Genomic DNA, 24,864 nt, shown 5'->3' on the forward strand with positions numbered 1-24,864 from the left:
CCGTCCCCCTTCCTTCCTGCTGCCTGGTTGGCGCGGTCTTTTCGTGGCCGGCGGGCACGCCGGCGCCCGGCTGCCGAATGCTAGCAAGTCCGGATCAGCTTCCGGAGCAGGACCAGCAGCACTGTCCCGGCGGCAGCCAGGGCCGCCAGCGGCTTCCAGCGTTTTTGCAGTCTCCCGGTGGAGCCGGAGAGCGCGGCCAGCCGTGCACCGGCGGCGTCCTTCGCGCGGAGGGCGAGGACCTGGCCCTGCCGGACCTTGCCTTGGGCTGCGGCGAGCAGGTACTGCGCCTGCGTCTTGACGTCCAGCTCGCTGCCGAGCTCGTCGCGGACCTCGGTGAGGTGGTGGCGGCGCTGGTTGAGGCGGCGCGCCAGCTCCGGTTCGGAAGCGTGCGGGAATTCCTTGTCGTGCTCTGCCGCCTTCGCCGCCTTCTCGGCCTTGGCCTTGGCGGCGGCCTGCTCCTTGGCGGCCTTGGCAGCCTTTGCCTCGGGGCTGTCCGGGTCGAGGACCGCGGCGTTGAAGGCGGAGCCTTCCTTGGCGACACCGACGTCGTGCCTGATGCCCCGGATGGTTTCTTCCGGAAGCAGGGGCATGGCCTTCTTGAACTTGCGCAGCCCGATGAGGCCGCCGATGAGGGCTATGAGCAGGAACGCCGCGGAGACCAGCAAGGCTGCCAGCCAGGCGGGCATGATGGTGGCCAAACCCATGATGGCCGCGACGATGAGCCCGACCACCAGGAAGGACAGGAAAACCAGTGCAACGGCGAAGAAGGCGGCAGCGACGCCCACCTGGACGCCTTTGCGCTTGAGCTCGAACTTGGCGAAGGCGATCTCGTCGTTCAGCTGGCGCGGGGCCAGCCGGAAGAGGAGTTTTAGCGTCCTGGGCAGCGCGGTGATGCGCAATCCGGGGCTGGTGCCCCCGCTGTGACGTCCGCTCATCGGTTCCGCCTTACTGGTTTTGTTCGATCCGGCTTCCGTGTCCTGCAGGAAAGTGCTCGGCACAGTCCCCGGCACAAAACTATCATTCAGGTTCAGGGCGAACTTTCGGGGCTTGCCGGGCGGCGCGGCCTACAACGCTGAAAATCACTGCCCGCCGGGCCTAGGATTGACATCCGTGACCACTCCCTCCAATCCGGGCGATTTGCTGAGCCGACGCCGGAAGCTTCTGTACATCCTCCTTCTCGGTGCGCTGACGGCCCTGGGTCCGTTCACGATCGACCTCTACCTGCCGGCGTTTCCCGCCTTGGAGGCGAGCCTGGGGGTTACCGAGGCGCAGGTCCAGCTGACCCTGGCCGGGACGACCGTGGGCTTTGCCTTCGGGCAGCTGGTGGTGGGACCGTTCAGCGACAAGTTCGGCCGGAGGTATCCGCTGATCCTGGCCACGGCCCTGCACATCGCCGCGTCGCTGGGAGCGGCCCTGTCCACGGACATCACCACACTGGGCATCTTCCGGGTGCTGATGGGCGTCGGCGCTGCCGGCGGCGGCGTGGTTGCGATGGCCATGGTGCGTGACCTCTTCTCCGGGTATGCCATGGTGCGGATGTTCTCCCGGATGAGCCTGGTCAACGGCCTGGCACCGATCCTGGCACCGGTCATCGGATCGCAGCTGCTGCTGGTGATGGAGTGGCCCGGGATCTTCGTCTTCCTCGCCTCCTACGGCACCCTGGTCATCATCGCCGCGCTGTTCCTGGTCCGCGAGACCCTCCCCCCGGAAAAGCGCGGCCAGAGCGGCATGACCGTCCGGCAGCGTTACCGCGTGCTCTTCAGCGACCGGATCTTCGTGGGCCTGCTCATGGTGGCGGGGCTGAATTTCGGCGGGCTCTTCACGTACCTCTCCGCTTCACCCTTCCTGTTCCAGGACGTGTTCGGGTTCTCCGCGCAGGAATACGGCCTGCTGTTCGGCATCAACTCCCTGGGCATCGTGGCCGGGGTGCAAACCAGCTCCCGCCTCATCCGCCGGGTGCCCCCGCAATGGATCCTGGCCGGAGCCACGGCCTGGCTGTTCCTCATGGCCATGCTGATCGTGCTGTTCGACCAGCTGGGCTTTGGCCTGTGGGGCGTCATGGTGCCGCTGTGGTTCTACATCATGGGCACCGGATTCATGTTCCCCTGCGTCCAGGTCCTGGCGCTTGCCGGCCACGCCTCCCAGGCAGGCACCGCGGCGTCCCTGCTGGGTGCAGCCACCTTCATGATGGCCGGCCTCATTTCGCCGGTGGTGGGCTGGCTGGGCATCACCAGTGCCACGCCCATGGGGGCTGTGCAGGCCGCCTGTATCCTGCTGGCCATCGCGGCCCTCTGGCTGGTGGTCCGCCCGCGCACGGTACCCTCAATCCACTGAAGCACTCCATGGACTGCACCTCCGGCCAGTCCGGCCAGGTACCGGGAAGGAAGCCATGACCCGCACACCGCACCGCAACGGCCGCGGGCTCTTCCTCGGCGTGGTGCTGGGCGCCGTCGTGGGCTATTTCGCGGGGCGTGCCCTCGGCAACCCCGCCATGGGCATCGCGCTCGGCGCGGTGGCCGGCGCGGCACTGCTGTACCGCGTCAACCCGGGGCCCTGGCGCCGGGACCGTGACCGGCCTTAGCCCGCAGCCACCGGAGCGCCACCTGCCCGGCATCTGCCCCGCTGCGCCCCTCCCGCGATAAAATGTGTCCGTGCCCAGCTGGCAGGATCAACCGCCGCTTCCGGCCACATGGCAACGGTGCGACGCCGGGATCCTGCCATTGTGGTGGGAGCGGCTGTGCGCCCAGATGGGACAGCAGTCGGCCGCCCTGTACGCCGCCGGACTCTTTACCGAGGACCGCCGCCGGCCGATCGCCCAATGGTTCAACCCCGCGTTCAAGGCGGCCCTGCTGGTGGCCCCGGAAACCTCCCCGGAATGGCCCGTGCAGCGGTTCGGAATCTTCTACGCGCCGCCGGACGCAGGAGTTGTGCGGATCCACTCGGCCCCGCACGAATGGAGCCCGCGGCAGCCGCGCCGGTCCCCCACGGAAAAGGAAGCCTTCGAGGCCGCCATCGCCGAGGCCGAGAGGTTCCTGCAGGTGGAAATGGATTTCGTCTGACATAAAAAAGTCCCCGTCCTTCCAGCTGGAAGGACGGGGACTTTTTGGTGAGCTCCTCCTGCTGGACTTGAACCAGCAACCCTTCGATTAACAGTCGAATGCTCTGCCAATTGAGCTAAGGAGGAATGAAGCAGGTATGACATTAGCAAAGGTGCCCGGCGAAAGTGAAATCGGCGGATTTCCGCGGCAGAACGGGCTGCTCCCGGACGCACGGCAACCCGCCGGGGCAACAAAAATCCCCGCTCCGGAAGACCGGAACGGGGATTGGAAGCTCCTCCTGCTGGACTTGAACCAGCAACCCTTCGATTAACAGTCGAATGCTCTGCCAATTGAGCTAAGGAGGAATGAAGCGGGTATTAGCCTAGCAAACACTCCGCCGGGAAACGAAATCGGGGAACCGGACCTCTGCCAGGCGGGCGGGCTACGCCTCGGCGCGCAGGGCCCGGCGTTCCATTTCCAGCATCAGCAGTTCCCGGTTGAGCCGCTGGTAGGTTTCCGGATCCGACGCCGGATCCAGCCGCTGCAGCTGGCCCATCTTGTCCGCCTTGACCCGGGTGATCTGCAGCTCGAACAGGCGGGACAGGATGTCCCGGCAGTACTTCTGCACCGCTTCCTCCGTGCTCGCGGGCAATGGCACCACAGCCAGCTCGGATACCAGCGGCCGCAGCGGTTCCGGCACCTCATGCATCACGTGCTCCACCCACCGCACGGGATCAACCACCAGGCCCGGCCCGGTGGCCCGCATGGCGTCGTGGACGGCCTGGAACGCAGGGGTGGCGAACCTGGCAGCCGCGAACCGGTCCCACACGCCTCCTTCCAGCAGGGACGGCATCTGGAGCGCCACCTCGAGCGCCTGGCGCTCCATGGAGGCCACGGGGTCCCGGGGGTCCGGCCGGTGGTAGGACGGCACGGCGCCCGACGGCGGCCCGGCAGCCACGCCTGGTCCCCCGGCTGGAGCCGGCACGGCCTGCTGGCCCTGGGGCTGCGGGCCGGGTGCGGGCGGGCGTCCGGCATCGCCACGCTTGACCGCTGCATTCACGAGCCGCAGCACCTCGTTCGGGTCCGGCATGCCCAGCCAGCCGGTGAGCGCCTGGCAGTAGCCGGTCCGGGTGGAAGTGTCCCGGATAGCCGCCACCACGGGCACGGAGGCTTTCAGGCCCTGCACGCGGCCTTCCACGGTGTCCAGGTTGAACTGCTTCAGCGTGGCGCGGATGGCGAATTCGAACAGCGGCCGGCGGGACTGCACCAGCGCGTGCACCGCTTCATCACCCTTGCTTTGGCGCAGGTCGCAGGGGTCGGCGCCGCTGGGCTCCACGGCCACGTAGGTCTGGGCGGTGAAGCGCTGGTCTTCCTCGAAGGCCCGCAGTGCGGCCTTCTGGCCGGCGGCGTCACCGTCGAAGCAGAAGATCACCTCTCCCCCGGAGCCGTCATCGGACAGCAGCCGGCGGGCAATCTTGATGTGTTCGGTGCCGAAGGCGGTGCCGCAGGTGGCCACCGCCGTCGTGATTCCTGCCAGGTGGCATGCCATGACATCGGTGTAACCCTCCACCACCACCAGCTGCCGGTCCTTGGCTATGCTGCGTTTGCCGAGGTCGATGCCGTAGAGGACCTGGGACTTCTTGTACAGCGCCGTTTCCGGGGTGTTGAGGTACTTGGGCCCCTGGTCGTCCTCGTAGAGCCTGCGGGCACCGAAGCCGATGGTGTCGCCGGCGATGTCCCGGATGGGCCAGATCAGGCGGCCACGGAAACGGTCGTGAATCCCCCGGTTCCCTTCGGAAAACATGCCCGTCAGCTTCAGCTCGGCGTCGGTGAAGCCGCGCCCGCGCAGGTGTTTGAGGAGCGCGTCCCAGCCTTGCGGGGCGTAGCCGCAGCCGAAGTGCTCCGCCGCCGCGCGGTCAAAGCCGCGGCCGTGCAGGAAGGTCCGGGCCTCAGCCGCCCCCGGAGTCAGCAACTGGGCGCGGAAGAATTCGTCCGCGATCTTGTGGGCGTCCAGCAGCCGCTGCCGGCGGCCCACTTCCTCCCGGTTGGGGCCGGTGCCGCCGTCCTCGTACCGCAGCTCGTAGCCGATGCGGGCCGCGAGTTTCTCGACGGCCTCCTGGAACGAGCTGTGGTCCTGCTTCTGGACGAAGGCGATGACGTCGCCGTCCTCGCCGCAGCCGAAGCAGTGGTAGCGGCCCACCTGGGCCGGACGGTGAAGGACGGCGAGCGCTCGTCATGGAACGGGCACAGGCCCTTGAAGGTCCCCAGCCCGGCGCCCTTGAGCGTGACGTAGCCGTCAACAACTTCCTTGATGTCCGTGCGCTGGCGTACTTCGTCAATATCTTCGCGTTTGATCAGGCCGGCCACAGGGTAATCCTAGTGTCGGGGTACGACGGCGGCCGGCAGGCCGAGACGAACGTCACCACAGCGTTCATCACCACAGCGTTCATCACCACAGGGACGGCAGGCTCCCCACCAGGCGCTCGTACATGGCCAGGGCCGAACCGTCCGTCAGCGACGCCACCTGGTCGATGACCACGCGGAGCCGGGCGCCGTCGTCGGCTGCGTCCCGCCAGTCGGCGGCGAACATCGGTTCCAGGTGCCGGTCCCCCGTGGCGCTGAGCGCGGTGACGAGGGCGTGCAGCACCTCCCGCTGCCGCTCGTAGATGGGCTGCCGGTGCTCGGTGGTCATCACGAACGTGGTGGCCAGGCCCTTCATGACGGCGATCTCCATGACCGTTTCGTCCGGGACCATGAGCTGGGCGCCGTAGCGGGTGAGCCTGCCCGGTCCGTACACGGCGCGGGTGGTTTCCAGCGCGCTCTGGCAGAACCGGCCAATCAGCTGGCTGGTCATGTTCTTCAGGGCGGCCATGGACTTGCGGCTGCCGTCAGCCTCCCGGACCCACACGTCCGTGGCCTCGAGCCGGGCCAGGGCGGCATCAATTGCCGCGGGGTCGTTGTGGGGCAGGTACCACTGCTTGGCGTAGCCCACCACCCGGGCGCGGTGGTCCGGGTTGTCCATCCAGCGGAGCTGGAAGTGCCCGGCCACGATGGCGTCCTCCACGTCGTGGACGGAATAGGAGATGTCGTCCGCGAGGTCCATGACCTGCGCTTCCAGGCAGGAGCGGCGCTCGGGTGCGCCCTGGCGGATCCAGTTGAAGATGGGAAGGTCATCCTCGTAGGCACCGAACTTGCTGGTGCGCTGGCCGTGGATGACCGGGGCTTCCAGCGCGGACCACGGGTACTTGGCGGCCGCGTCCAGGCTGGCGCGGGTGAGGTTCAGTCCGGCCGGCTGTCCATCCGCGGTCAGCACCTTGGGCTCGAGGCGGGTCAGGAGCCGGAGGGTCTGGGCATTGCCCTCGAAGCCGCCGATGGCATGCGCCACCTCGTTGAGAGCCGACTCGCCGTTGTGCCCGAACGGCGGATGGCCCAGGTCGTGGCTCAGGCATGCGGTGTCAACCACATCGGGATCGCAGCCCAGGGCGCGGCCCAGTTCACGGCCCACCTGGGCCACTTCCAGGCTGTGCGTCAGGCGGGTCCGGACAAAGTCGTCGGTGTCCGGTGCCACCACCTGCGTCTTGGCCCCCAGCCGGCGCAGGGCGGAGGAATGCAGGACGCGGGCACGGTCGCGCTCGAAGTCGGAGCGGTACGTGCTCTTGGGCGGTTCCTCCACCCAGCGGGCGGAATCGTCGGCGTCGTAGGCGGCGCCCGGCACGGCGGCAGGCACGGGCAGGGGACTCTCGGCCACGGGAGTTTCAGCCACCGGAAACGTCCAGCTCCGCGGCGGCGATGTCCTGCGACTGTGCGTCGTTGAGCGCCCGCGAGTCCAGCCAGTCCTTGGGCAGCGCCGGCTTCTTCGGTGATCCTGCGCGGCCGCGCGGGCCCTCGGAATCGACGCCGGGATAGGGCACCTCAGGGTCAAGCTCGTCCAGGAGCGAGCGCAGGACCTCAAGCGTCGGCACCGTGGCGAGCTTGGCGCGCAGGTCCCCGCCCACCGGGTACCCCTTGAAGTACCAGGCCATATGCTTGCGGATCTCCCGGAGGGCCTTGTACTCGTCGCCGCCGAAGGTTTCGATCATGAGCTGTGCGTGGCGGTATACGCCGTCGGCCACCTGGCGCAGGTTGGGCCGGTGGCGCTCGTCGCTGCCCTCGAACGCGGCCTGCAGGTCACCGAACAGCCACGGCCGGCCCTGGCAGCCGCGGCCCACCACCACGCCGTCCACGCCGGTTTCGCGGACCATCCGGACGGCGTCCTCCGCGGACCAGATGTCCCCGTTGCCGAGCACGGGGATGTCCGGCAGGGCTTCGCGGAGCCGGGCGATGGCGGACCAGTCCGCCTGGCCGGAATAGAACTGGGCGGCGGTGCGGCCATGGAGCGCGACGGCGGCGACGCCGGAATCGCGCGCGATCCGGCCGGCGTCGAGGTAGGTGAGGTGGTCGTCGTCGATGCCCTTGCGCATCTTGATGGTCAGCGGGACGTTGCCCTTGGCGGCTTCCTTGACAGCGGTCTGCACGATCGAGGTGAAGAGGTCGATCTTCCAGGGCAGGGCCGAACCCCCGCCGCGCCTGGTGACTTTCGGGACGGGGCAGCCGAAGTTCAGGTCGATGTGGTCGGCACGGTCCTCTTCCACCAGCATCCGCACCGCGGCGCCCACGGTGACGGGGTCCACACCGTACAGCTGGACTGACCGGACCTTCTCGTCGTCGTCGTGGGAGATGATCCGGAGGGATTCGGGGGTCCGTTCGACCAGTGCGCGGGAGGTGACCATCTCCGCGACGTACATGCCGCCGCCGTACTCACGGCAGAGCCTGCGGAACGCGGAGTTGGTGATGCCGGCCATGGGCGCCAGGATCACCGGCGTGTCCACGGTGATGGGACCCAGCTTCAGGGGCGGGAGTTCCAGCTTGGGGGCGGGAGGAGTTGCTGCAACAGTCACCTTTCCATTGTTGCAAAGGCGGGCAAATCGGCTCCCCCGACGCCTTCAACCGCCGCCAGCAGCGGTCAGCCCCTGTCCGCCGCCCGCCGGCCGCGGCGCGTCGTTGGCGCCCCGTTATCCCCTTCGGCGCCGTCCATCCCGTCAGCGGCGCGCCTGGTCCGCCCTTCAAGTGCCGCGGCCGCGAGCGAACCAGTGTCGTCGACGTCGTCCGCCAGTTGCCGGCCGCCGTCGGCTGTCCCCGGTCCCGGCACCGGGGTTTCGGTTATTCCGGCGGCGGGCGCCGCGGGCCGGACGCCGGTCGCCTTGACCACCAGGACAGCGATCAGGGTGGTGACCGGGATGGCCAGGACAAGGCCGATGGAGCCCACCAGGGTGCGGATCACTTCCTCGGAAAGTTCGGCGCTGGTGAGTGTCTCCCCCAGCGGCCGGTCGTAGAGCATCACGATGATGAGGATGGGCAGCGCCGCGCCCGCGTAGGCAAACGCGATGGTGTACACCGTGGAGGCGATGTGGTCGCGGCCGATCCGCATGGCGGAGGTGAACAGCTTGCGTGCACTGCTGGCCGGCGCGAGTTCATAGAGCTCCCACACCGCGGACGACTGGGTAATGGTCACGTCGTTGAGCACGCCCAGGCCGGAGATGATGAGCCCGCACAGGATCACACCGGTGATGGAAATGTTGGACGACGTGTTCACCAGGGTGGTGGCATCGTGGTTGCCCACCCCGGCCAGGTTGGCGGCATCCGTGGCCCAGGCCGCCAGCAGTGCCGTAATGCCAAGGCCGAAGATGGTCCCCAGCAGCGCCGTGGACGTCCGGGCCGAGAATCCGTGGGCAAAGTCCAGGACCCCGATCATGATCACCGTGGACCCCACCAGCGCCAGCAGCAGCGGCGGCTTGCCTTCAACCAGGCCGGGAAGCATGAAGCTGGCCAGGACGAAGTAAGCGCCAACCAGCCCGATCAGGGCCCTCAGGCCCCGCCAGCGTGCGACGGCGATGACCACCACCGCGTAGAGCAGTGCCAGCAGGACAATGGGCAGGGTGCGGACGAAGTCCACGAAGATGTAGGCCGGGGCGCCCTGCGAGGACGCCGCGCCCTGCGCGTTGGACAGGTTCAGGTAGCGGATCTGGTCCCCCGCCTTGACCCCGTGCGACTTGGCGACATCCGGGTTGATGACCACCTTGACCGGGCTTCCGCCCTTGTCCGGCTCAGTGTAGGCGAAGGTGCAGTCTGAGCCCTGCTGCCCCGGATTCTGCTGTGTTTGGCCTTGCTGTGTTGGGCCTTGCTGTGTTGGGCCCTGCTGTGTTGGGCCCTGTTGGGCCGCCCCCTGCATGCAGTTCTCGGTCACCACGCTTTGGATGGTGCCGGTATCGAACGTCACGCCCGGGGCCGCGGAGTACGGGTTGGCCAGGGAAATGCCTTCCTTGCTTCCCGAAGGCCAGAGCATCGCCATGCCCGCAAGTGTCAGCAGGGTGATGGGAATCAAGACCGCCGCCAGGATCCTGTTGGCTTTCCGCCGGGCAGCCATCGCCTCCGGCGTCGGCTCCGAATGACCTTGGGAAGCGTGGGAGTGTCCGGCGCCCATCAGCAGTGAAACCTCATACGTTGAACTCTACGTCCGGCACCGTAGGGTTGATAAATGGATCAGTGGGAGGTACCAGGAGTGGCCAACCGAAGCACCGATGACACCAGTGGGCAGGCGGCCGGAAGCGGTCCTGAGCCCGTCCACCAGGCCGTGCTGGGCGTCCTGGAAGCATCCGGGCCCACCCGGGGCGTTGCCCTGGTGCTGCATGGCGGCAAGTCCCACAGCCGGGAGCCGGTGGAGGCCCGGCACCTGAGTCCTGCGCGGATGGTGCCGTTCGCCAGGCACCTGCACCGGGCGGGACGGAAACACGGCCTGGCCGTATGGTCGCTGCGGAACAGCGTCCGCGGCTGGAACGGGCCGGACATGGCTCCGCTGCAGGACGCCCGCTGGGCCCTGCGGCAGATCGAGGAGCAGCATCCTGGGGTGCCCGTCTACCTGCTGGGCCATTCAATGGGCGGGCTGACGGCTGTCTGCGCGGCGGACCATCCGCAGGTGGAGGCCGTGGTGGCCCTGGCGCCGTGGCTCAGCCCGCAGACTCCCGTGGTCAACGTGGCGGGCAGGAAGGTCCTGATTGTGCACGGCACCAACGACCGCTGGACCAGCCCTTCCCAGTCGCTGGCGTTTGCGCGGCGGGCCTCTGCGGAAGCGGCCAGCATGCAGTACGTGGCGCTGCAGGGAGCAGGGCACTTCATGCTCCGGAAGGTCCGCCTTTGGCAGACCCTTGCCACCGGTTTCGTCATCAAGTCCTTCAGCGAGGGCACCGGCGCGGAGGTCCGGCCGTCCCGCGCCTTCAGCGAACTGTTGCCGGAATCGTCGGTCCAGGTCACCCTGTGACCCCGGTCCCGGTACCAGCAGCCTGACGTTTGCCTGACCCCTCCAAAGGAACCCCGCATGCCCTGGCGTCCCCCACCCAGCGACCGGTTTTACCGCTTCCTGGTGCGCACCGGCCTGTTCCTCCGGTGGGCCCTGCAGGTCAGGATCATCACTTCCGGAACGGAGCATCTGCCGGGCCCCGGACCGCATCACGGCGCTTCCCGCGCGGTGGTCCCGGGAGGCGGGGCCGTCTTCGCCATCACCCATTTCGGCTACCTGGACTTTGCCGCGGCGGAGCTCCTGCTGTGGAAACGCGAACGCGGCCAGCTGCGGTTCCTGATCCACCAGGGCGCCGCGGACCACTGGCTTGCGGGGCCGGCCATTGCAGCATCCGGGCATGTGGTGGTGGGCTACGCGGAACGCTCCGGCGCCTACGACAATGCGGTGGCCAGGCTGCGGGCCGGCGAATACCTTGCCGTGTTCCCGGAGGCAGGGGTGAGCCGGAGCTTCGTGGTCCGTGAATGCAGGACCGGCGCAGTCCGGATGGCGGCGGAAGCAGGCGTCCCGGTCATACCGGTCTCGGTGTGGGGAACGCATCGGCTGCTGACGCGGGGGCGCGGGTTTTCGCTCCGGCGGGGCTGGCGGGCACCGGTCCGGGTCCACGTGGGTGCGCCGCTGCGGTTTCCGCCGGACGTGGACGCAGAGCGCGAAACCCTGCTGCTCCGGCGCCTGCTCCAGGCCGGCGTGGACCGGTGCATCGCGGACTTTCCGCTGGCACCGGAGCCGGGTGCCTGGTGGATGCCCTCGCACCTGGGCGGCGGTGCGCCGTCGGAAGCCGAGCGGCAGGCGCTGGACGCCGGCGACGCAGCCCGCGGCCGCCGTCGTGGGCGCCGCAGCGCCGGCTGACCCGCACCTCGGCAGCGCGGAACTGCGCCGCGAGCTTTGGCTGCGGGGTCAGCCGCGCTGGCGGGGTCAGTCCGAGACGACGAGCGTTTCGGCTGCCGCGAGGCGCGCCTTGCCACTCTCCAGGAGGGGTTCGACGGCGGCGCGCAGGGCCGTCATGGAGTCGTCCAGTTCCAGCATGACCGGGTGCTGGTATGCGATCAGCGCAAGGATGTCGCGCACCGCCTCGGCAGCGTCACCGGCATCAAGGGCCGGCTCATGGCCGACAAACACGTCGGTGGGAGCCTCCGCTGGTGCCGGCTCCGGCTCCTGCCCGGGTTCCGGCGTGGCCGGTGCCGCATAGCTCACGGCGAAGGCCCGGATCCGGCCCTTCTTTCCCGGCGCGACTCCTGCACCGAAGGCCGACTCCGGCTGCGCCCGCAGCACGATGGCGCCGTGGGCGCCGGTGAGCTCGTCCAGGAACAGCTTCTGAACCTGCCCCACGGACAGCACGCCGGGCGAATCCCAGCCGTGGATGGAGGTGTAGTACCTGCCCACAACGTCCGTCAGCTCCACGGATCCGGTGGCCAGGTCCATCACCACGTCGGATCCGGCGTTCTCGCCGCTGACCGGCCGTCCGCCGTAGTCCTTCTCCGGAAAGACGGGAAGCCGGAGGGCACCCGGCTCCACGATGACCAGCCGGGACCGCTGGATGGGCGACAGCCCGGCCGCCTCCGCGAAGGCCGCACCGGGGGTGCCGGGCTCCACCTTGGCGCGCAGCTTCGTCACGCCCGACGGCGCGTGTTCGGCTTCCCGCCGCAGCATGGCCAGCAGGCTGGCACCGATGCCGGCGCGCCGGTGGTCCCGGGCCACCTCGATGTAGGTCCACAGCCGCTCGGGGTGCAGCGAGGCTTCGTAGACGACGCCGGCCGCCACGGGGATGCCGACGCCGTCGAGAACGTCCTCGGCCACGATGCAGCGGCGCCATGGGGTGCCGGTTCCCCCGTTGGAGGAGACCGCGAGGGCGCCGCGGAACTGGCGGGCCTGAGCGGTTTCCGGGCCACCCCAGATCTCCAGGAGCGCCAGGTCGTCGCCTTCGCGCCATTCGCGGTATTCGATGGCCATGGCTAGGCCCCGATCAGGCGTGCGGCCAGGTAGCCCTCCACCTTGTCCAGGGAGACGCGTTCCTGGCTCATGGTGTCCCGTTCGCGGATGGTCACTGCCTGGTCCTCGAGGGTGTCGAAGTCGACGGTGATGCAGAACGGGGTGCCGATCTCGTCCTGGCGGCGGTAGCGGCGGCCGATGGCGCCGGCGTCGTCGAAGTCGATGTTCCAGTTCTTCCGCAGCTGGGCGCCGAGGTCCTTGGCCTTCGGGGACAGGTCCTCGTTGCGGCTCAGCGGCAGCACGGCGGCCTTGACCGGGGCCAGGCGCGGGTCAAGCTTAGGACGGTGCGGACGTCCACGCCGCCCTTGGCATTGGGGGCCTCGTCCTCGGTGTAGGCGTCAATCAGGAAGGCCATGAAGGACCGGGTGAGCCCGGCGGCGGGCTCGATCACGTACGGGGTGTACCGCTCGTTGGTGGCCTGGTTGAAGTAGCTCAGGTCCGTGCCGGACGCCTTGGCGTGGGTGGAGAGGTCGAAGTCGGTGCGGTTGGCAATGCCTTCCAGCTCGCCCCACTCGGAGCCCTGGAAGCCGAAGCGGTACTCGATGTCCGTGGTGCCCTTGGAGTAGTGGCTGAGCTTCTCCTGCGGGTGCTCGAAGAAGCGGAGGTTCTCCTCGCGGATGCCCAGGCCGGTGTACCAGGCCATGCGCTCCTTCATCCAGTACTGGTGCCATTCCTCGTCCGTGCCGGGCTCCACGAAGAACTCCATTTCCATCTGCTCGAACTCGCGGGTGCGGAAGATGAAGTTGCCGGGGTGATCTCGTTGCGGAAGGACTTGCCGATCTGGCCGATGCCGAACGGCGGCTTCTTGCGGGACGTGGTGAGCACGTTGTTGAAGTTCACGAAGATGCCCTGGGCGGTTTCCGGGCGGAGGTAGTGCAGGCCTTCCTCGCTGGCCACGGGGCCCAGGAAGGTCTTGAGCAGGCCGGAGAATTCCTGCGGCTCGGTCCATTCGCCGCGGGTGCCGCAGTTGGCGCAGGCAATGTCCTTGAGGCCGTTTTCGGCAGGACGGCCCTTCTTTTCCTCGTACTCTTCCTCGAGGTGGTCCGCACGGTAGCGCTTGTGGCAGGACAGGCACTCCACCAGCGGGTCGGAGAAGACCTCCACGTGGCCGGACGCTTCCCATACCTGGCGGGGCAGGATGACGGAGGAGTCCAGGCCCACCACGTCCTCGCGGCCGCGGACCACTGACTGCCACCACTGGCGCTTGATGTTTTCCTTCAGCTCGGCGCCGAGGGGCCCGTAGTCCCAGGCAGAACGCGAACCTCCGTAGATCTCACCGGCCTGGAACACGAAGCCCCTCCGCTTGGAGAGGGAGATGACCTGGTCGAGAACGGATTTTGCTGCCATGGGGGTAACTCCAATTTCTACCGGGCCGCTGGGTGCGGTCCGCGTTAGTCAGGCCCCGGGCAGCACCAGAGGTATGGCACGTCCGGCGGCCGGGCGGGGCGGATGAAGGGATGCGAAAAAGCTGCGTGTCCTAGCCTACCGGCCGCCGCCCGCGGAGCGCGCCCCGCGGCCATGGCAGGGTGGCGAGGATGATGGCGCCCAGGGTCAGCACGGTGCCCAGGACTGTGGCCGGCGCCACCACGGTGCCGGGGGCCGGCAACACCACGTCGAGGGCGAGGGACCCGAGCAGCTGGCCGGCGATCATGCCCAGCCCGGTCACCAGCACGCCCAGGCTCCTGACCAGCAGCGCGCCCAGCCCGATGAAGACGCAGCCCATGGGCCCGCCCAGGTAGTACCACCACTCCCCCGGCAGCGGATTGCCCGGGCCCGCCACCAGCAGCTTGACGCCGAGCGCCGCCCAGAGCACCAGGCTGCCCGCCACGAAGTTGACCAGCGTGGCCGCGATGGGTGTTCCGTAGTGCATGGTGGCGGTCCCGTTCATGGCCTGCTGGAAACTCATCAGGAACCCTGCCGCCACGGGGAGCAGGAGGGGCAGGAGAAGTCCGGCCGGGCCGCCGTCGCCGGTTGCACCGGAGCCGGCGAAGCGGGGCGATACAGCCCAGGCGACGGAGGCGATGGTCAGCACGCAGCCGATGATCCGGATGCCGGTGACCGGCTTCTTTCCGGCCGGGCCGAGGCCCAGCCGGTCCACGAGGAGCCCGCTCACCGTCTGCCCGGTGACGGTGGCCACCGTGAACAGGGCCACGCCCAGGAGGCCCACCGTGAAGGACTGGGCGAAGACAAAGAGCGCGCCGATGCCCCCGGCCAGGACGTAGATGCGGGGAAACGCCCTGGACCGGACCGCGGGAAGGATCCGGGCCAGTCCGGCGCGGCCGCGCGGCAGGAGGAGCGAGATGAGGATCATGACCAGCAGGCCTGTGCTGAAACTCACTACGGCGGCGGCAATGCCGTCATCAAGGCGCGCCCCGAGTGCACCGTTGATCCGGCCCTGGACCGGGATGGCAAGGCCGGCGCCTACCGCCAGCGGAAGGCCTGCGAGGACAGGCAGGCGGGAGGTGGAGGTCATTGAATCCACCTTACGTCAGGCATTATTGCTCTATGAGCAACCCCGTTGAGGACGTCCCCATCCGCGACAGCATGATCCGCCTGGGCCAGCTGCTGAAGCTTGCCAACCTCGTGGAGGACGGCGTGGAGGCCACCGAGCTGATCAGGAACGGGCTGGTCAAAGTCAACGGCGAGATCGATGACCGGCGCGGCCGCCAGCTGCGCAACGGCGACACCGTCACGGTGAACAACCAGACTGTACGGGTCGTCGCACCGGAGGCCTGAGGCGCCGGAACGGCAGCAGAGGTGGCGGCGTAAAAGCCGCCGTCCGCCGTCGTACGCCTTACTTCTTCAGGACCTCGTGGGTGAGGAACTCGCCGACGTGCCCGATTTCCTGCTGGTTGATGCCGTGCCACATGCCGGTGTACAGCACCTTGGTCAGCTTGACGTGCTTGCGGACCCACGCCATGGTGAAGTCGATCTTGTCCGGGGTGATAACCGGGTCCTGCTGGTCGCGGCCCCAGAACATGGGCACGGTGCCGTCCAGTTCATCGTCCCGGAAGGTGGGGTCGCCGTCGGCGTCCACCACGAAGCCTGACAGGCCGACGACGGCTGCGAAGTCCGTGGGCCGCTGCCGCACGAGGGTGGTGGCCATGGCCATGCCCATCGAGAAGCCAAGAAGCGTCACCGACGGGTGCCCCACCCGGATGGCGTCGATCCATTCCAGGACGTAGGCCGAGGCCGCCTTGACCCGCTCCAGGGAGTAGTCGATGGACGCGGTGAGCGGGAACCAGGTGAAGCCGGGGCCCATGGCGATGGGCGCGCGCACGGAGGCGACGGCGAAGTCCCCCGGCAGCAGGTCCGCGAGGCTCAGCAGGTCCTGCTCATTGGCGCCGTAGCCGTGCAGCAGCACCAGCAACGGCTTTCCGTCTCGCTGGTCCTCGGGGTGGGACCACAGGACAACAGGGGCAGGAAATACTTCGGCTTCAGTCATGGTTTCCATTCTTACCAGCTACTCCAAGGTAACAACCTACGTTCGCGTAGCCAGCAGGCCGGAAGGCAGGATAGGACCGTGACCGACGCAAGTGCCATCCAGACTCCGCCCGCACACGCCGGATCCCACCCCTGGACCCGGTATGTGGCCATGGGTGATTCCTTTACCGAGGGCATCGGCGACCCCGAACCCTCCAGTCCCGGCGGCTACCGCGGCTGGGCCGACCGGGTGGCGGAGGAGCTGGGGCGCAGCCAGCCGGACTTTGCCTACGCCAACCTGGCTGTCCGCGGCAGGCTGCTGCAGCAGATCGTGGACCAGCAGCTGGCCCCGTGCCTGGCGCTGAAGCCGGACCTCGTCACCCTGTCCGCCGGCGGCAACGACCTGATCCGGCCCGGCGGCGATCCCGACGCCCTGGCGGAGAAGCTCGATTCCGTGGTCCAGATCCTGGCCATGGGCGGCGCCACCGTGGTCCTCTTTAATGGCCCTGATACGGGTTCCTCGGTGCTCGGCCGGATCCGGAGCAAGGTGGCCATCTACAACGAGAACCTGCGCACCGTCGCGGCCCGGCACGACGCCATCATTGCGGACATGTGGTCCCTCCGGCAGCTCAGCGACCCCCAGATGTCGGGACCAGGACCGCCTGCACTTCTCACCACTCGGCCACCACACCATTGCGGCGATGGTGCTGGACGCCCTGAACGTGGAGCACGGCCTGGAACCGCTCCAGCCCAAGCCGCTTCCGCCCCGGTCGTGGCGGGAGGCGCGGTCCGGGGACCTGGTGTGGGCGCGCGAATACTTCGTCCCGTGGGTGCTGCGCCGGCTGCGGCAGCAGTCCTCCGGTGACGGCATCACCGCCAAGCGTCCGACGCCGGGTCCCGTCTTCGGCCCCGGCGTCCCCCTGGGCTCCGGCGAGGGCCCGCCGGGAAACACCGGGGCGGCCCTTCGGTCATAGGGCCGGGAAGACCGATCCCGACGGCGGCCAGTCCAAGGCGGTGGGCATGGAACCTGATGAGGTGGTGCGGCTGAGGCTGCAGGCCCAAATGCTCCGCGAGCCGCGCGCAGGGTCCCCCGGGACGGCCCTCCGCAGGCTCCTGGCGGTGCAGGCACAGGAGTTTCCCTATGCCCGCTGGAGCCTGGCGCAGCGCGTCTCGTCCACCGGACGTGCCGCTGTAACGGCCGCAGACATCGAGCAGGCCGTGGCCGACGGGACGGTCCTGCGCACCCACATCCTCCGGCCCACCTGGCACTTCGTCCACCGCGAGGACCTGCGCTGGCTAACGGCCCTCTCAGCCCCGCGGCTCCACGGGCTCAATGCCTTAACGTACCGGCGCACCGGGATCGATGCCGCTACGGCCGGCCGTACAGCCGAAGTGCTGGCCGGCGCTGTCGCCGGCGGCCACCACCTGACCCGCGAGCAACTCGCGGAAGAGCTGCGGGCAGCCGGCTTTGAGGCCAGTGGACTGCGGCTTGCCTACATCATCATGCAGGCCGAGGTCAGCGGCATCCTGACCAGCGGGACACCTGTCCGCAGCCCGGGCGGGGCGCTCAAACAGACCTACGCCCTCATCGACGAACGGGTTCCGGCCGGTCCGCAGCCGGCACCGGACCGGGAGGAAGCCCTGGCTGAACTCGCCTTCCGCTATTTCACCAGCCGCGGCCCTGCCACGGCCAAGGACTGCGCCGGCTGGTCGGGACTGACGGTGACGGACGTCCGGAAGGGGGTGCGACTGGCCAGGGAGGCACGGCCCGATGCGCTGGCCGCAACGATGATTGACGGCGTCGAGCATTATTTCGCGGCCGGCGGCGCGGATCCGGGGAGTCAGGCCGGCGGGACTCCGGATCCGGGACAGCGGATCGACCTGGTCCAGTGCTACGACGAATACATCATGGGCTACTTCGCCACCCGGCACTATATGGGCGGCGGCGCCCCTGCCTTTCCCTTCGCCGGCGAGCCCATCCACGTGGTGCTGCTGGATGGCCGGACGGCAGGCTCGTGGCGGCACCGGCTGCTTCCGGACCGCTGCGAACTGGATATCCGCCTGCATGATCCCGCCGCTGCCACCACTGGATCACCGCTGGCCGCCGCAGTCCAGGAAGCCGTGGACCGGTACGCCGCCTTCACCGGACTCCCGGCCGTCCGGGTACCGTCCGGGACTAAGCTTGAAGGACACACATGAGAGGCGCAGCACCGTGAGCAACATGTTTTTCTGGATCATCATCCTGTCACTCCTGATCCCGGTGGCCATGCGGATGTACCGGAAATCGGTGGCCCGCCGGAACTACGACCAAAGCTTCCCCGGCCGGCACCCGAACAGTTCCCCGGCGCAGGGCCGTTCCCGGGTTCCGGGCAGTTTCCCGGCTCCGCCGGTCCGCAGAGCAAGCAGCCCCGTGACGGCTACACCCAGCAGGACTACTTCGCGGGCGGCTTCCGCCAACTGGACCGGCCGCAGCCGCTGGACAACCCGCAGCCCTTGGACAACCCGCAGCCGTTCCCCAACCAGCAACCACTGCCCAACCAGTACGGCCAGCCGCCGGTGCAGCAGCCCGCCCCTGAACAGCCGGCTGCGCCCGCCACTCCCCCGCCGCCGTCGGCACCGCAGGGGTTCCGGGCCCGCAAGCTCGCGGAACTGGACCAGCAGTACAGCAACGGCGAACTGTCCATGGAGGAGTACATGGCCCGCCGCGGCGAGATCATGAACGGCTAAGAGTCAGTCCACCTGCGGGAATCCGAGATCGACCACCGAGGTGGACGGGTCGGGCCACCTGGTGGTCACCACCTTTCCGCGCGTGTAGAACCGGATGCTGTCCGGACCGTACATGTGGGTGTCGCCGAACAGGGAGTTCTTCCAGCCGCCGAACGAGAAGGTGCCCACCGGCACGGGGATGGGCACGTTGACACCCACCATCCCCGCCTCAACGTCGAACTCGAACTGCCGCGCCGCACCGCCGTCGCGCGTGAAGATGGCGGTACCGTTGCCGAACTCGTTTTCATTGACCAGCCGCACGGCGTCGCTGTAGCTCTCCGCCCGGACCACGGACAGGACGGGGCCGAAGATCTCGTCGTCGTAGACCTTCATGCCCGGCTTGACGTGGTCTATCAGGCTGACGCCGAGGAAGAAGCCGTCCGAGTCAAACTGCTGCTCCCGGCCGTCCACCACCACGCTGGCGCCTTCGCTTTCCGCTCCGGCCACATAGGAGGCCACACGGTCGCGGTGTTCTGCGGTGATCAGCGGCCCCATCTGTGAGGACGGGTCCGTGCCGGGACCGATCTTCAGGTCCGCCATCCGGCTCTTGATGGCTGCCACGAGGTCGTCGGCGATGTTGCCCACCGCCACCAGGACGCTGACCGCCATGCACCGCTCGCCTGCCGAGCCATACGCGGCGGACACCGCAGCGTCGGCGGCCATGTCCAGGTCGGCGTCGGGCAGGACCACCATGTGGTTCTTTGCGCCGCCGAGCGCCTGGACACGCTTGCCATGATCCGCAGCGCGCTTGTAGATGGACTGGGCAATGGGGGTGGAACCTACGAAGCTGACGGCCTTCACGTCACGGTGCTCCAGCAAGACGTCCACCGCTTCCTTGTCGCCCTGGACCACGTTCAGCACCCCGGGAGGCAGGCCTGCCTCCGCGAAGACCTCCGCAATGAACACAGCTGATGAGGGATCCTTCTCGCTCGGTTTGAGCAGGACCGTGTTGCCGCAGGCGAGCGCGCTGCCGATCATCCACAGGGGAACCATCGCGGGGAAGTTGAACGGCGTGATGCACGCCACCACTCCGACGGGCTGGCGGACGGAGTGCACGTCCACCCCGCCCGAGACCTGCTCGGAGTGCTCGCCCTTGAGCATGTGGGACAGCCCGGTGGCGAACTCGATGTTCTCCAGGCCGCGGGAAATCTCGCCTTCGGCGTCGGACAGCACCTTGCCGTGTTCGCTGGTAAGGATCGCGGCCAGCTCCGGCTTGCGCGTGGTCAGGATTTCGCGGACCTTGAAGAAGATCCCGCTGCGCCGGGCCAGGCTGGTGGCCCGCCAGCCCGGAAGTGCCGCCTTTGCTGCCGCAATGGCTTCCTCCACCCGGGCGCCGGACGCGAGCACCACCTGCTTTTCCTGCTCGCCGGTGGCGGGGTTGAAGACGGGGCCAAAGCGCTCTGCGTCGGTGATCCGCTGGCCGTTGATGATGTGGGGAATGGTCTGCATGGATGCCTCTTTCGAAATGGTCGTCGTGCGGGTGTCAGTCAGCGGTGCGGAGCGAGCCGTCCACCAGCTTGATGATCATGGAGCAGTCCTTGCCGGCCTCCCCCGCATCGACGAGGCGCTGGAAGAGCTGCTGCACGTGCCTGCCGATCTCCAGCGGGGTGCCGGTGTCCTCGGCGGCACTGATGGCCAGGCCAATGTCCTTGTTGGCCAGTTCCGTCGTGAACGTGGGCGCGAACCCGTTGTTCGAGGCGGCGGTGTCCACCACGCCCGGGACCGGGTACCAGGTGCGCAGGGCCCAGCTGTCCCCGGATGAAACAGAGGCAATGTCCCAGAAGACCTGCTTGTCGAGGCCGAGCCGGTCCGCCAGCACCGCCCCCTCGGCCGTCGAGGCCAGGTTGATGAACAGCATGAGGTTGTTGCAGATCTTGGCTGCCTGGCCTGTCGTGGCGCCTCCGGTGGGGATGATGTTGGCTGCCATCGGCCGGATGTAGGCCGTGGCGTCCGCCACCGCACCGTCCTCGCCGCCCACCATGAATGTCAGCGTCCCGGCTTTCGCCCCGCTCATGCCGCCCGAGACCGGCGCGTCGACGAACCGGAAGCCGGCGGCAGCAGCGGCGTCGTGCAGTTCCTGCGCCGAGGCGATGTCGATGGTGGAGGAATCCACCAGCAGGGTGCGGGTGTCTGCGTGGGCAAGGACGCCGTCCGCGCCGAGGTAGACGGCCTTGGCGTGCTCGCCCTTGGGGAGCATGGTGAAGACGGCGTCGGCCCCCTCCACTGCCTCGGCAATGCTGCCGGCAGGCTTGACCCCGCCGGCTTCAGCGGCGGCAAGGGCTGCCTGGTTGAGGTCGAAGCCGCGCACCTCATGTCCGGCCTTTACCAGGTTCACCGACATGGACCCGCCCATGTTCCCGAGTCCAATCCATCCGATTACTGCCATCGCCCAGGCTCCTTTGCTCAGTGGCCGACCGCCATGGCCGGAACGTCCAGTGACTACGGTCACATGCTGCTAGAGTGCAATCAAGGGGAAAAATCACAGACGGTATGTGCATTGATGCACATCGACGGAAGGTTTCACCAGTGGCCCGGCTTCCCAGCCCAGACGACCTGCTGATTCTCCTGACCGTGGCACGGCTGGGACGGTTCAACGCCGTCGCCGAAAGCCTGGGAACCACGCACACCACCATTTCGCGCCGCATCCTTGCCCTGGACCGGCAACTGGGCGGCAGGACGCTGGAACGGAGCCCGCACGGCTGGGAACTGACCGAACTGGGAGCCTCGGCAGTGGCCGCCGCCGAGGCCATCGAGGAGACACTGGGTTCACTTGCCGGCACCATCGGCCAGGAGCGGGATGCGCTGTCCGGCATGGTCCGGATCAGCACGTCGGACGGTTTTGGTGCCGAATTTGTGGCCCCGGCACTGGTACGCCTCCAGCAGCGCCATCCCCTGCTGAATATCGAGATGCTCAGCGCAACCCGCAAGGTCAGCCGCAACCGGTCCGGGGTGGACCTGGAAGTGGTGGTGGGCGGAACCGACGTCAGCAACGCGCAGACGATCTTCCTCACCAACTACTACCTCAGGCTTTACGCCAGCCCCGCCTATGCGGCCCGGCACGGACTGCCGGAAACGCCCGACGGCGTGGGCAGCACGGCTTCGTGTCCTACGTCGAATCCGCCTTGCAGGTGGCAGAGCTCGGCCACCGGTCCTCGCAGTTGCCCGCGCCGAAATCCAGCTTCCAGGCCACGAGCATCTTCGCCCAGGTGGAGGCGGTACGCAGGGGCGCCGGCATCGGGCTGCTCCCCAATTTCATGGTGGCGCGCGACTCCGGGTTCGTCCCCGTCCTTCCGCACGATTTCGAGCGCCAGCTTCCCATTTGGGCAGTGGCGCGGCCAGAGTCGCTGCGGTCCGCGCGCGTCCAGGCGGTCATTGCCGCGCTCAAGGAAGAGGTGGCGGCGCGGCAGGACCTGCTGGCCGCCTGAGTGCTGCCGCGGCCGGGAGCATTTCAGGGACGGAAGAGCCTGCGGACTACCTTTCCTGCTGCCAGGGCGTCCAGGCCTTCGTTGATCTCGGCGAGCGGGCGCGTGTCCGAGTGCAGCAGTTCGACCGGCAGCCGGCCGTCCCGCCAGTAGCCCAGGTAGCGCGGGATGTCCCGGTCCGGGACGGCATCGCCCATGTACGAGCCGAGCAGCCGCTTGCCCGCACCGGCGAACTGCAGGGCCGGAACCACCAGTTCCGCCGACGGATGCGGCAGTCCCACCGAAACCACGGCGCCGCCCCTGGTCACCAGTTCCAGGCAGGAGGCGATGACACGGGCAGAGCCCACTGCCTCCACGGCAACGTCCACCCCGTCCCCGGCGGCCTCTGCAATCAGCCCGGCTGCTTCCTCCGGAGTACCGGCAGCGCTGGCACCGCAGTCGAGGGCCAGCTGATGCTTGCCGGGGTTCGGATCGATGGCGATGATCGAGGCAGCGCCGGCAATGCGGGCGGCCATGACGGCCGAAAGGCCGACGGCGCCGAGCCCAAAAACGGCAACGGACTCCCCGCCGTCGACCTGTGCCGTGTTGAAGACCGCTCCCATGCCCGTCAGCACCGCGCAGCCGAACATCGCGGCAACCGTGTCCGGAATGTCGTCGTCGACCACCACTACCGATTCGCGCGCCACCACCGCATAGTCTGCAAAGGCCGAAACGCCAAGGTGGTGGTTGATGCGTTCCCCTGACCGGGTCCGCAGCAGAGCCTCACCGTGCAGCAGGTCGCCGGACCCGTTGACGTCGGCGGCGCGGTGGCACAGGGCGGGCCGGCCTGCCCGGCACGCACGGCAGTCACCACAGCTGGGAACAAAGACCAGCACGACGTGGTCGCCCGGGGAGACGTCCGTGACGCCGTCGCCCACCGAGACCACCCTGCCCACCGCCTCATGCCCGAGCGCCATCGGCAGGGGCCGGACGCGTGAACCGTCCACGACGGAGAGGTCGGAGTGGCACAGGCTCGAATAGGTGATGGAGATTCCCAGCTCGCCCGCCCGGGGCTCGGGCCGTTCCAGCTCCTCCACCATCAGGGGGCGTGCCTCGGAGTAACTGGTTCCCGCAGGAACGGTGTTGTAAAGGACAGCGGCTCGCATGAAGGTTCCTTGCTCTGGTTATGGGGTGGTGGTCATGCGGCTGCCCGGACCCGGAATCCGGGCCCGGGCAGCTGCCTTGCCTGTAGTGCCTGGCTGCGTCCTACTTCTTGCTGGCGGCCAGGAGGTCTGCGGTGCCCTTGGCGTCCGCGGCATCGACGTCGTGCAGTGAAATGCCCCTGGTCTCCTTGAGGAAGAGCACGGACACCGCCGTTACGACGCAGGCGCCAAGGAGGTAGAGGGCTACCGGAAGGGACGACTTGAAGTTGCCCAGCAGGGCGGTGGCGATGATCGGAGCCAGCGAGCCGGCAACGATCGAAGTCACCTGGTAGCCCAGGGACACCCCGGAGTAGCGCATGCGGGTGGGGAACATCTCGGCCATGATGGACGGCTGGCCGGCGTACATCAGCGCGTGGAAGAGCAGTCCGATGGTGATGGCGGCCAGGATGACCATGTCGTTGGCTGTGTCCATCATGGGGAAGGCGAAGAAGCCCCAGGTTCCGCCGAGGATGGCACCCGCCATGTAGACGGGCCGCCGCCCGAAGGCGTCGGAGAGCTTGCCGACCAGCGGGACGGCGCAGAAGTGGATGAAGTGCGCCACCAGCAGCAGGAGCAGGATCCGCGAGGTGTCCGTCTGGACGACCACCTTCAGGTACGTGATGGAGAACGTGACCACCAGGTAGTAGAGGATATTTTCGGCGAACCGGAGGCCCATGGCGGTGAAGACGCCGCGGGGGTAGCGGCGGAAGACTTCGGCAACGCCGTAGCCCTTCTTTTCCGCAGTGACTTCCTTCCGGGCTTCGATGAAGATCGGAGCGTCCTGGACCTTGGTGCGGATGTAGTAGCCGATGATGACGATGACGGCGGACAGCCAGAACGCCACGCGCCAGCCCCAGCCGAGGAAAGCTTCCTGGGACAGGGTCGAGGACAGGGTGAACAGGACGCCCGTGGCCAGCAGGTTGCCCATGGGAACGGCGGACTGCGGCCAGCTGGCCCAGAAGCCGCGCGAGTGGCTGGGGCTGTGCTCTGCCACCAGCAGCACGGCGCCGCCCCATTCACCGCCGACTGCGAAGCCCTGCACGAACCGCAGGAACACCAGCAGCGCCGGTGCCCAGTAGCCGATCTGGGCGAAGGTGGGCAGGCAGCCCATGAGGAACGTGGCAACGCCCACCATGATGATGCTCAACTGGAGGAGCTGCTTGCGGCCGAACTTGTCCCCAAAGTGGCCAAAGACAATTCCGCCGATAGGCCGGGCAACGAAGCCCACGGCGTAGGTGACGAACGCGGCAATAATGCCGTCCAGTTCCGTGCCCGAATTGGGGAAGAATGTTTTGCCGAACACCAGTGTGGCGGCAGATGCGTAGAGGAAGAACTCATACCATTCCACCACCGTGCCGGCCATGGAGGCCGTGACGACTTTCTTCAGCCCTGAGGCCTTGACGTCGGTTTCCTCGAGCCGCCCTGCGGCGGAGTGTTCCGTACTCATGAATGAACTCCTTTGGCGTCTCCGTCGACACCACAATGGGACCGGATGGCGGCTTTGTGATTTGCATAACAAAACCGCAGGTTCACACGAGTATTGCTTGGTACAGCCGGGAGCTCAACGCCGAATACTGCAGAAAGCATCTGCAAAAATGCACACTTGGCGCGGCGGCACACCGCGTGCCAAGGCGTGAAAGCGTCCGGGCTGCGCA

General features: G+C 68.0%; 20 protein-coding genes, 2 tRNA genes and 4 pseudogenes. 11 read left to right on the plus strand and 15 right to left on the minus strand.

Translation table 11 applies throughout. The features are described from left to right. Window positions 1–80 precede the first annotated feature (80 nt). Window positions 81–935 carry a phage holin family protein gene (locus ACPEE0_RS12960; protein WP_424574595.1) on the minus strand — a complete coding sequence of 285 codons (855 nt, stop codon included), beginning with the start codon at window positions 933–935 and terminating at the stop codon, window positions 81–83. 175 nt (window positions 936–1,110) lie between these two features. Between ACPEE0_RS12960 and ACPEE0_RS12965 the strand changes: the two genes are divergently transcribed. From ACPEE0_RS12965 to ACPEE0_RS12975, 3 genes are all read left to right on the plus strand, one after another. After that, window positions 1,111–2,334, plus strand: coding sequence for a multidrug effflux MFS transporter (locus tag ACPEE0_RS12965; protein WP_133350012.1), 1,224 nt, complete (start codon window positions 1,111–1,113; stop codon window positions 2,332–2,334). 55 nt (window positions 2,335–2,389) lie between these two features. After that, window positions 2,390–2,581 (plus strand): hypothetical protein, encoded by a 192-nt coding sequence (locus tag ACPEE0_RS12970; RefSeq protein WP_009357894.1) that lies wholly within the window; start codon window positions 2,390–2,392, stop codon window positions 2,579–2,581. A 70-nt stretch (window positions 2,582–2,651) separates the two neighbouring features. Continuing rightward, a complete protein-coding gene (locus ACPEE0_RS12975; RefSeq protein WP_133350014.1) occupies window positions 2,652–3,059 on the plus strand; it encodes a hypothetical protein in 408 nt (135 codons plus the stop codon). A 52-nt stretch (window positions 3,060–3,111) separates the two neighbouring features. On the opposite strand, the gene ACPEE0_RS12980 is transcribed toward ACPEE0_RS12975, so the two are convergent. The 6 genes and pseudogenes from ACPEE0_RS12980 to ACPEE0_RS13005 all read right to left on the minus strand — a co-directional run bounded on the left by ACPEE0_RS12980 (window position 3,112) and on the right by ACPEE0_RS13005 (window position 9,558). After that, window positions 3,112–3,184: transfer RNA gene (locus ACPEE0_RS12980), tRNA-Asn, on the minus strand. 146 nt (window positions 3,185–3,330) lie between these two features. Next, window positions 3,331–3,403: transfer RNA gene (locus ACPEE0_RS12985), tRNA-Asn, on the minus strand. Window positions 3,404–3,480: 77 nt separating this feature from the next. Further along, a pseudogene (gene dnaG / locus ACPEE0_RS12990) lies at window positions 3,481–5,405 on the minus strand (DNA primase). A gap of 82 nt (window positions 5,406–5,487) precedes the next feature. Then, entirely contained in the window at window positions 5,488–6,786 is a 1,299-nt protein-coding gene (locus ACPEE0_RS12995) for a deoxyguanosinetriphosphate triphosphohydrolase (protein ID WP_407710512.1), read from the minus strand. Window positions 6,787–6,793: 7 nt separating this feature from the next. Further along, window positions 6,794–7,975 carry a tRNA dihydrouridine synthase DusB gene (gene dusB, locus ACPEE0_RS13000; protein WP_407709320.1) on the minus strand — a complete coding sequence of 394 codons (1,182 nt, stop codon included), beginning with the start codon at window positions 7,973–7,975 and terminating at the stop codon, window positions 6,794–6,796. A gap of 65 nt (window positions 7,976–8,040) precedes the next feature. Then, entirely contained in the window at window positions 8,041–9,558 is a 1,518-nt protein-coding gene (locus ACPEE0_RS13005) for a YibE/F family protein (RefSeq protein WP_424574596.1), read from the minus strand. Window positions 9,559–9,612: 54 nt separating this feature from the next. On the opposite strand from ACPEE0_RS13005, the gene ACPEE0_RS13010 reads away from it, so the two are divergent. Together ACPEE0_RS13010 and ACPEE0_RS13015 are read left to right on the plus strand one after the other, a co-directional pair. Continuing rightward, window positions 9,613–10,392: an alpha/beta hydrolase gene (locus tag ACPEE0_RS13010; protein WP_407709318.1), complete on the plus strand. Its 780-nt coding sequence runs from the start codon at window positions 9,613–9,615 to the stop codon at window positions 10,390–10,392. A 57-nt stretch (window positions 10,393–10,449) separates the two neighbouring features. Then, entirely contained in the window at window positions 10,450–11,277 is an 828-nt protein-coding gene (locus ACPEE0_RS13015) for a lysophospholipid acyltransferase family protein (protein ID WP_407709317.1), read from the plus strand. Window positions 11,278–11,343: 66 nt separating this feature from the next. Here ACPEE0_RS13015 and ACPEE0_RS13020 read toward each other — a convergent pair whose 3' ends face one another. The 3 genes and pseudogenes from ACPEE0_RS13020 to ACPEE0_RS13030 all read right to left on the minus strand — a co-directional run bounded on the left by ACPEE0_RS13020 (window position 11,344) and on the right by ACPEE0_RS13030 (window position 14,890). Next, complete coding sequence (locus tag ACPEE0_RS13020; protein ID WP_424574597.1) at window positions 11,344–12,378, minus strand: GNAT family N-acetyltransferase; 1,035 nt, start codon at window positions 12,376–12,378, stop codon at window positions 11,344–11,346. Between the two features lie 2 nt (window positions 12,379–12,380). Continuing rightward, window positions 12,381–13,764: pseudogene (locus ACPEE0_RS13025) on the minus strand (glycine--tRNA ligase). A gap of 130 nt (window positions 13,765–13,894) precedes the next feature. Next, entirely contained in the window at window positions 13,895–14,890 is a 996-nt protein-coding gene (locus tag ACPEE0_RS13030; RefSeq protein ID WP_424574598.1) for a DMT family transporter, read from the minus strand. A gap of 32 nt (window positions 14,891–14,922) precedes the next feature. Between ACPEE0_RS13030 and ACPEE0_RS13035 the strand changes: the two genes are divergently transcribed. Next, complete coding sequence (locus ACPEE0_RS13035) at window positions 14,923–15,153, plus strand: RNA-binding S4 domain-containing protein (protein WP_424574599.1); 231 nt, start codon at window positions 14,923–14,925, stop codon at window positions 15,151–15,153. Window positions 15,154–15,211: 58 nt separating this feature from the next. Here ACPEE0_RS13035 and ACPEE0_RS13040 read toward each other — a convergent pair whose 3' ends face one another. Beyond that, window positions 15,212–15,862, minus strand: a complete 651-nt coding sequence (locus tag ACPEE0_RS13040; RefSeq protein WP_424574600.1) for an alpha/beta hydrolase — start codon at window positions 15,860–15,862, stop codon at window positions 15,212–15,214. A 78-nt stretch (window positions 15,863–15,940) separates the two neighbouring features. On the opposite strand from ACPEE0_RS13040, the pseudogene ACPEE0_RS13045 reads away from it, so the two are divergent. The 3 genes and pseudogenes from ACPEE0_RS13045 to ACPEE0_RS13055 all read left to right on the plus strand — a co-directional run bounded on the left by ACPEE0_RS13045 (window position 15,941) and on the right by ACPEE0_RS13055 (window position 18,567). Further along, window positions 15,941–16,814, plus strand: a pseudogene (locus ACPEE0_RS13045) (SGNH/GDSL hydrolase family protein). Window positions 16,815–16,860: 46 nt separating this feature from the next. Further along, the gene (locus ACPEE0_RS13050; protein ID WP_424574601.1) at window positions 16,861–18,039 is read left to right on the plus strand and encodes a winged helix DNA-binding domain-containing protein; all 1,179 of its coding nucleotides are present in this window, start codon (window positions 16,861–16,863) and stop codon (window positions 18,037–18,039) included. A gap of 294 nt (window positions 18,040–18,333) precedes the next feature. Further along, a complete protein-coding gene (locus ACPEE0_RS13055; protein WP_424574602.1) occupies window positions 18,334–18,567 on the plus strand; it encodes a hypothetical protein in 234 nt (77 codons plus the stop codon). Between the two features lie 3 nt (window positions 18,568–18,570). Here ACPEE0_RS13055 and ACPEE0_RS13060 read toward each other — a convergent pair whose 3' ends face one another. Both ACPEE0_RS13060 and mmsB read right to left on the minus strand, forming a co-directional pair. Further along, window positions 18,571–20,055 carry a CoA-acylating methylmalonate-semialdehyde dehydrogenase gene (locus ACPEE0_RS13060; protein WP_424574603.1) on the minus strand — a complete coding sequence of 495 codons (1,485 nt, stop codon included), beginning with the start codon at window positions 20,053–20,055 and terminating at the stop codon, window positions 18,571–18,573. A 34-nt stretch (window positions 20,056–20,089) separates the two neighbouring features. Continuing rightward, on the minus strand, window positions 20,090–20,992 hold the full coding sequence (mmsB, locus tag ACPEE0_RS13065; protein ID WP_424574604.1) for a 3-hydroxyisobutyrate dehydrogenase: 903 nt from the start codon (window positions 20,990–20,992) through the stop codon (window positions 20,090–20,092). 104 nt (window positions 20,993–21,096) lie between these two features. Here mmsB and ACPEE0_RS13070 point away from each other — a divergent pair. Together ACPEE0_RS13070 and ACPEE0_RS13075 are read left to right on the plus strand one after the other, a co-directional pair. Continuing rightward, window positions 21,097–21,624: pseudogene (locus ACPEE0_RS13070) on the plus strand (LysR family transcriptional regulator); the annotation flags it as partial. Between the two features lie 83 nt (window positions 21,625–21,707). Beyond that, a complete protein-coding gene (locus ACPEE0_RS13075; protein ID WP_424574605.1) occupies window positions 21,708–22,031 on the plus strand; it encodes a LysR substrate-binding domain-containing protein in 324 nt (107 codons plus the stop codon). Between the two features lie 23 nt (window positions 22,032–22,054). On the opposite strand, the gene ACPEE0_RS13080 is transcribed toward ACPEE0_RS13075, so the two are convergent. Then, window positions 22,055–23,173 carry an alcohol dehydrogenase catalytic domain-containing protein gene (locus ACPEE0_RS13080; protein ID WP_424574606.1) on the minus strand — a complete coding sequence of 373 codons (1,119 nt, stop codon included), beginning with the start codon at window positions 23,171–23,173 and terminating at the stop codon, window positions 22,055–22,057. Window positions 23,174–23,273: 100 nt separating this feature from the next. Further along, complete coding sequence (locus ACPEE0_RS13085; RefSeq protein ID WP_424574607.1) at window positions 23,274–24,656, minus strand: MFS transporter; 1,383 nt, start codon at window positions 24,654–24,656, stop codon at window positions 23,274–23,276. Between the last annotated feature and the right edge of the window lie 208 nt (window positions 24,657–24,864).

The organism is Arthrobacter sp. SD76 (genome assembly GCF_049726125.1).
Taxonomy (GTDB): domain Bacteria; phylum Actinomycetota; class Actinomycetes; order Actinomycetales; family Micrococcaceae; genus Arthrobacter; species Arthrobacter nitrophenolicus.

What these genes read in the sequence shown, in the direction of transcription:
- ACPEE0_RS12960 (WP_424574595.1), bottom strand. Translation starts at nt 935, where the DNA reads ATGAGCGGACGTCACAGCGGGGGCACCAGCCCCGGATTGCGCATCACC.
- ACPEE0_RS12970 (WP_009357894.1), top strand. Translation starts at nt 2,390, where the DNA reads ATGACCCGCACACCGCACCGCAACGGCCGCGGGCTCTTCCTCGGCGTG.
- ACPEE0_RS13005 (WP_424574596.1), bottom strand. Translation starts at nt 9,558, where the DNA reads ATGGGCGCCGGACACTCCCACGCTTCCCAAGGTCATTCGGAGCCGACG.
- ACPEE0_RS13010 (WP_407709318.1), top strand. Translation starts at nt 9,613, where the DNA reads ATGGATCAGTGGGAGGTACCAGGAGTGGCCAACCGAAGCACCGATGAC.
- ACPEE0_RS13015 (WP_407709317.1), top strand. Translation starts at nt 10,450, where the DNA reads ATGCCCTGGCGTCCCCCACCCAGCGACCGGTTTTACCGCTTCCTGGTG.
- ACPEE0_RS13020 (WP_424574597.1), bottom strand. Translation starts at nt 12,378, where the DNA reads ATGGCCATCGAATACCGCGAATGGCGCGAAGGCGACGACCTGGCGCTC.
- ACPEE0_RS13030 (WP_424574598.1), bottom strand. Translation starts at nt 14,890, where the DNA reads ATGACCTCCACCTCCCGCCTGCCTGTCCTCGCAGGCCTTCCGCTGGCG.
- ACPEE0_RS13035 (WP_424574599.1), top strand. Translation starts at nt 14,923, where the DNA reads ATGAGCAACCCCGTTGAGGACGTCCCCATCCGCGACAGCATGATCCGC.
- ACPEE0_RS13040 (WP_424574600.1), bottom strand. Translation starts at nt 15,862, where the DNA reads ATGACTGAAGCCGAAGTATTTCCTGCCCCTGTTGTCCTGTGGTCCCAC.
- ACPEE0_RS13050 (WP_424574601.1), top strand. Translation starts at nt 16,861, where the DNA reads ATGGAACCTGATGAGGTGGTGCGGCTGAGGCTGCAGGCCCAAATGCTC.
- ACPEE0_RS13060 (WP_424574603.1), bottom strand. Translation starts at nt 20,055, where the DNA reads ATGCAGACCATTCCCCACATCATCAACGGCCAGCGGATCACCGACGCA.
- mmsB (WP_424574604.1), bottom strand. Translation starts at nt 20,992, where the DNA reads ATGGCAGTAATCGGATGGATTGGACTCGGGAACATGGGCGGGTCCATG.
- ACPEE0_RS13080 (WP_424574606.1), bottom strand. Translation starts at nt 23,173, where the DNA reads ATGCGAGCCGCTGTCCTTTACAACACCGTTCCTGCGGGAACCAGTTAC.
- ACPEE0_RS13085 (WP_424574607.1), bottom strand. Translation starts at nt 24,656, where the DNA reads ATGAGTACGGAACACTCCGCCGCAGGGCGGCTCGAGGAAACCGACGTC.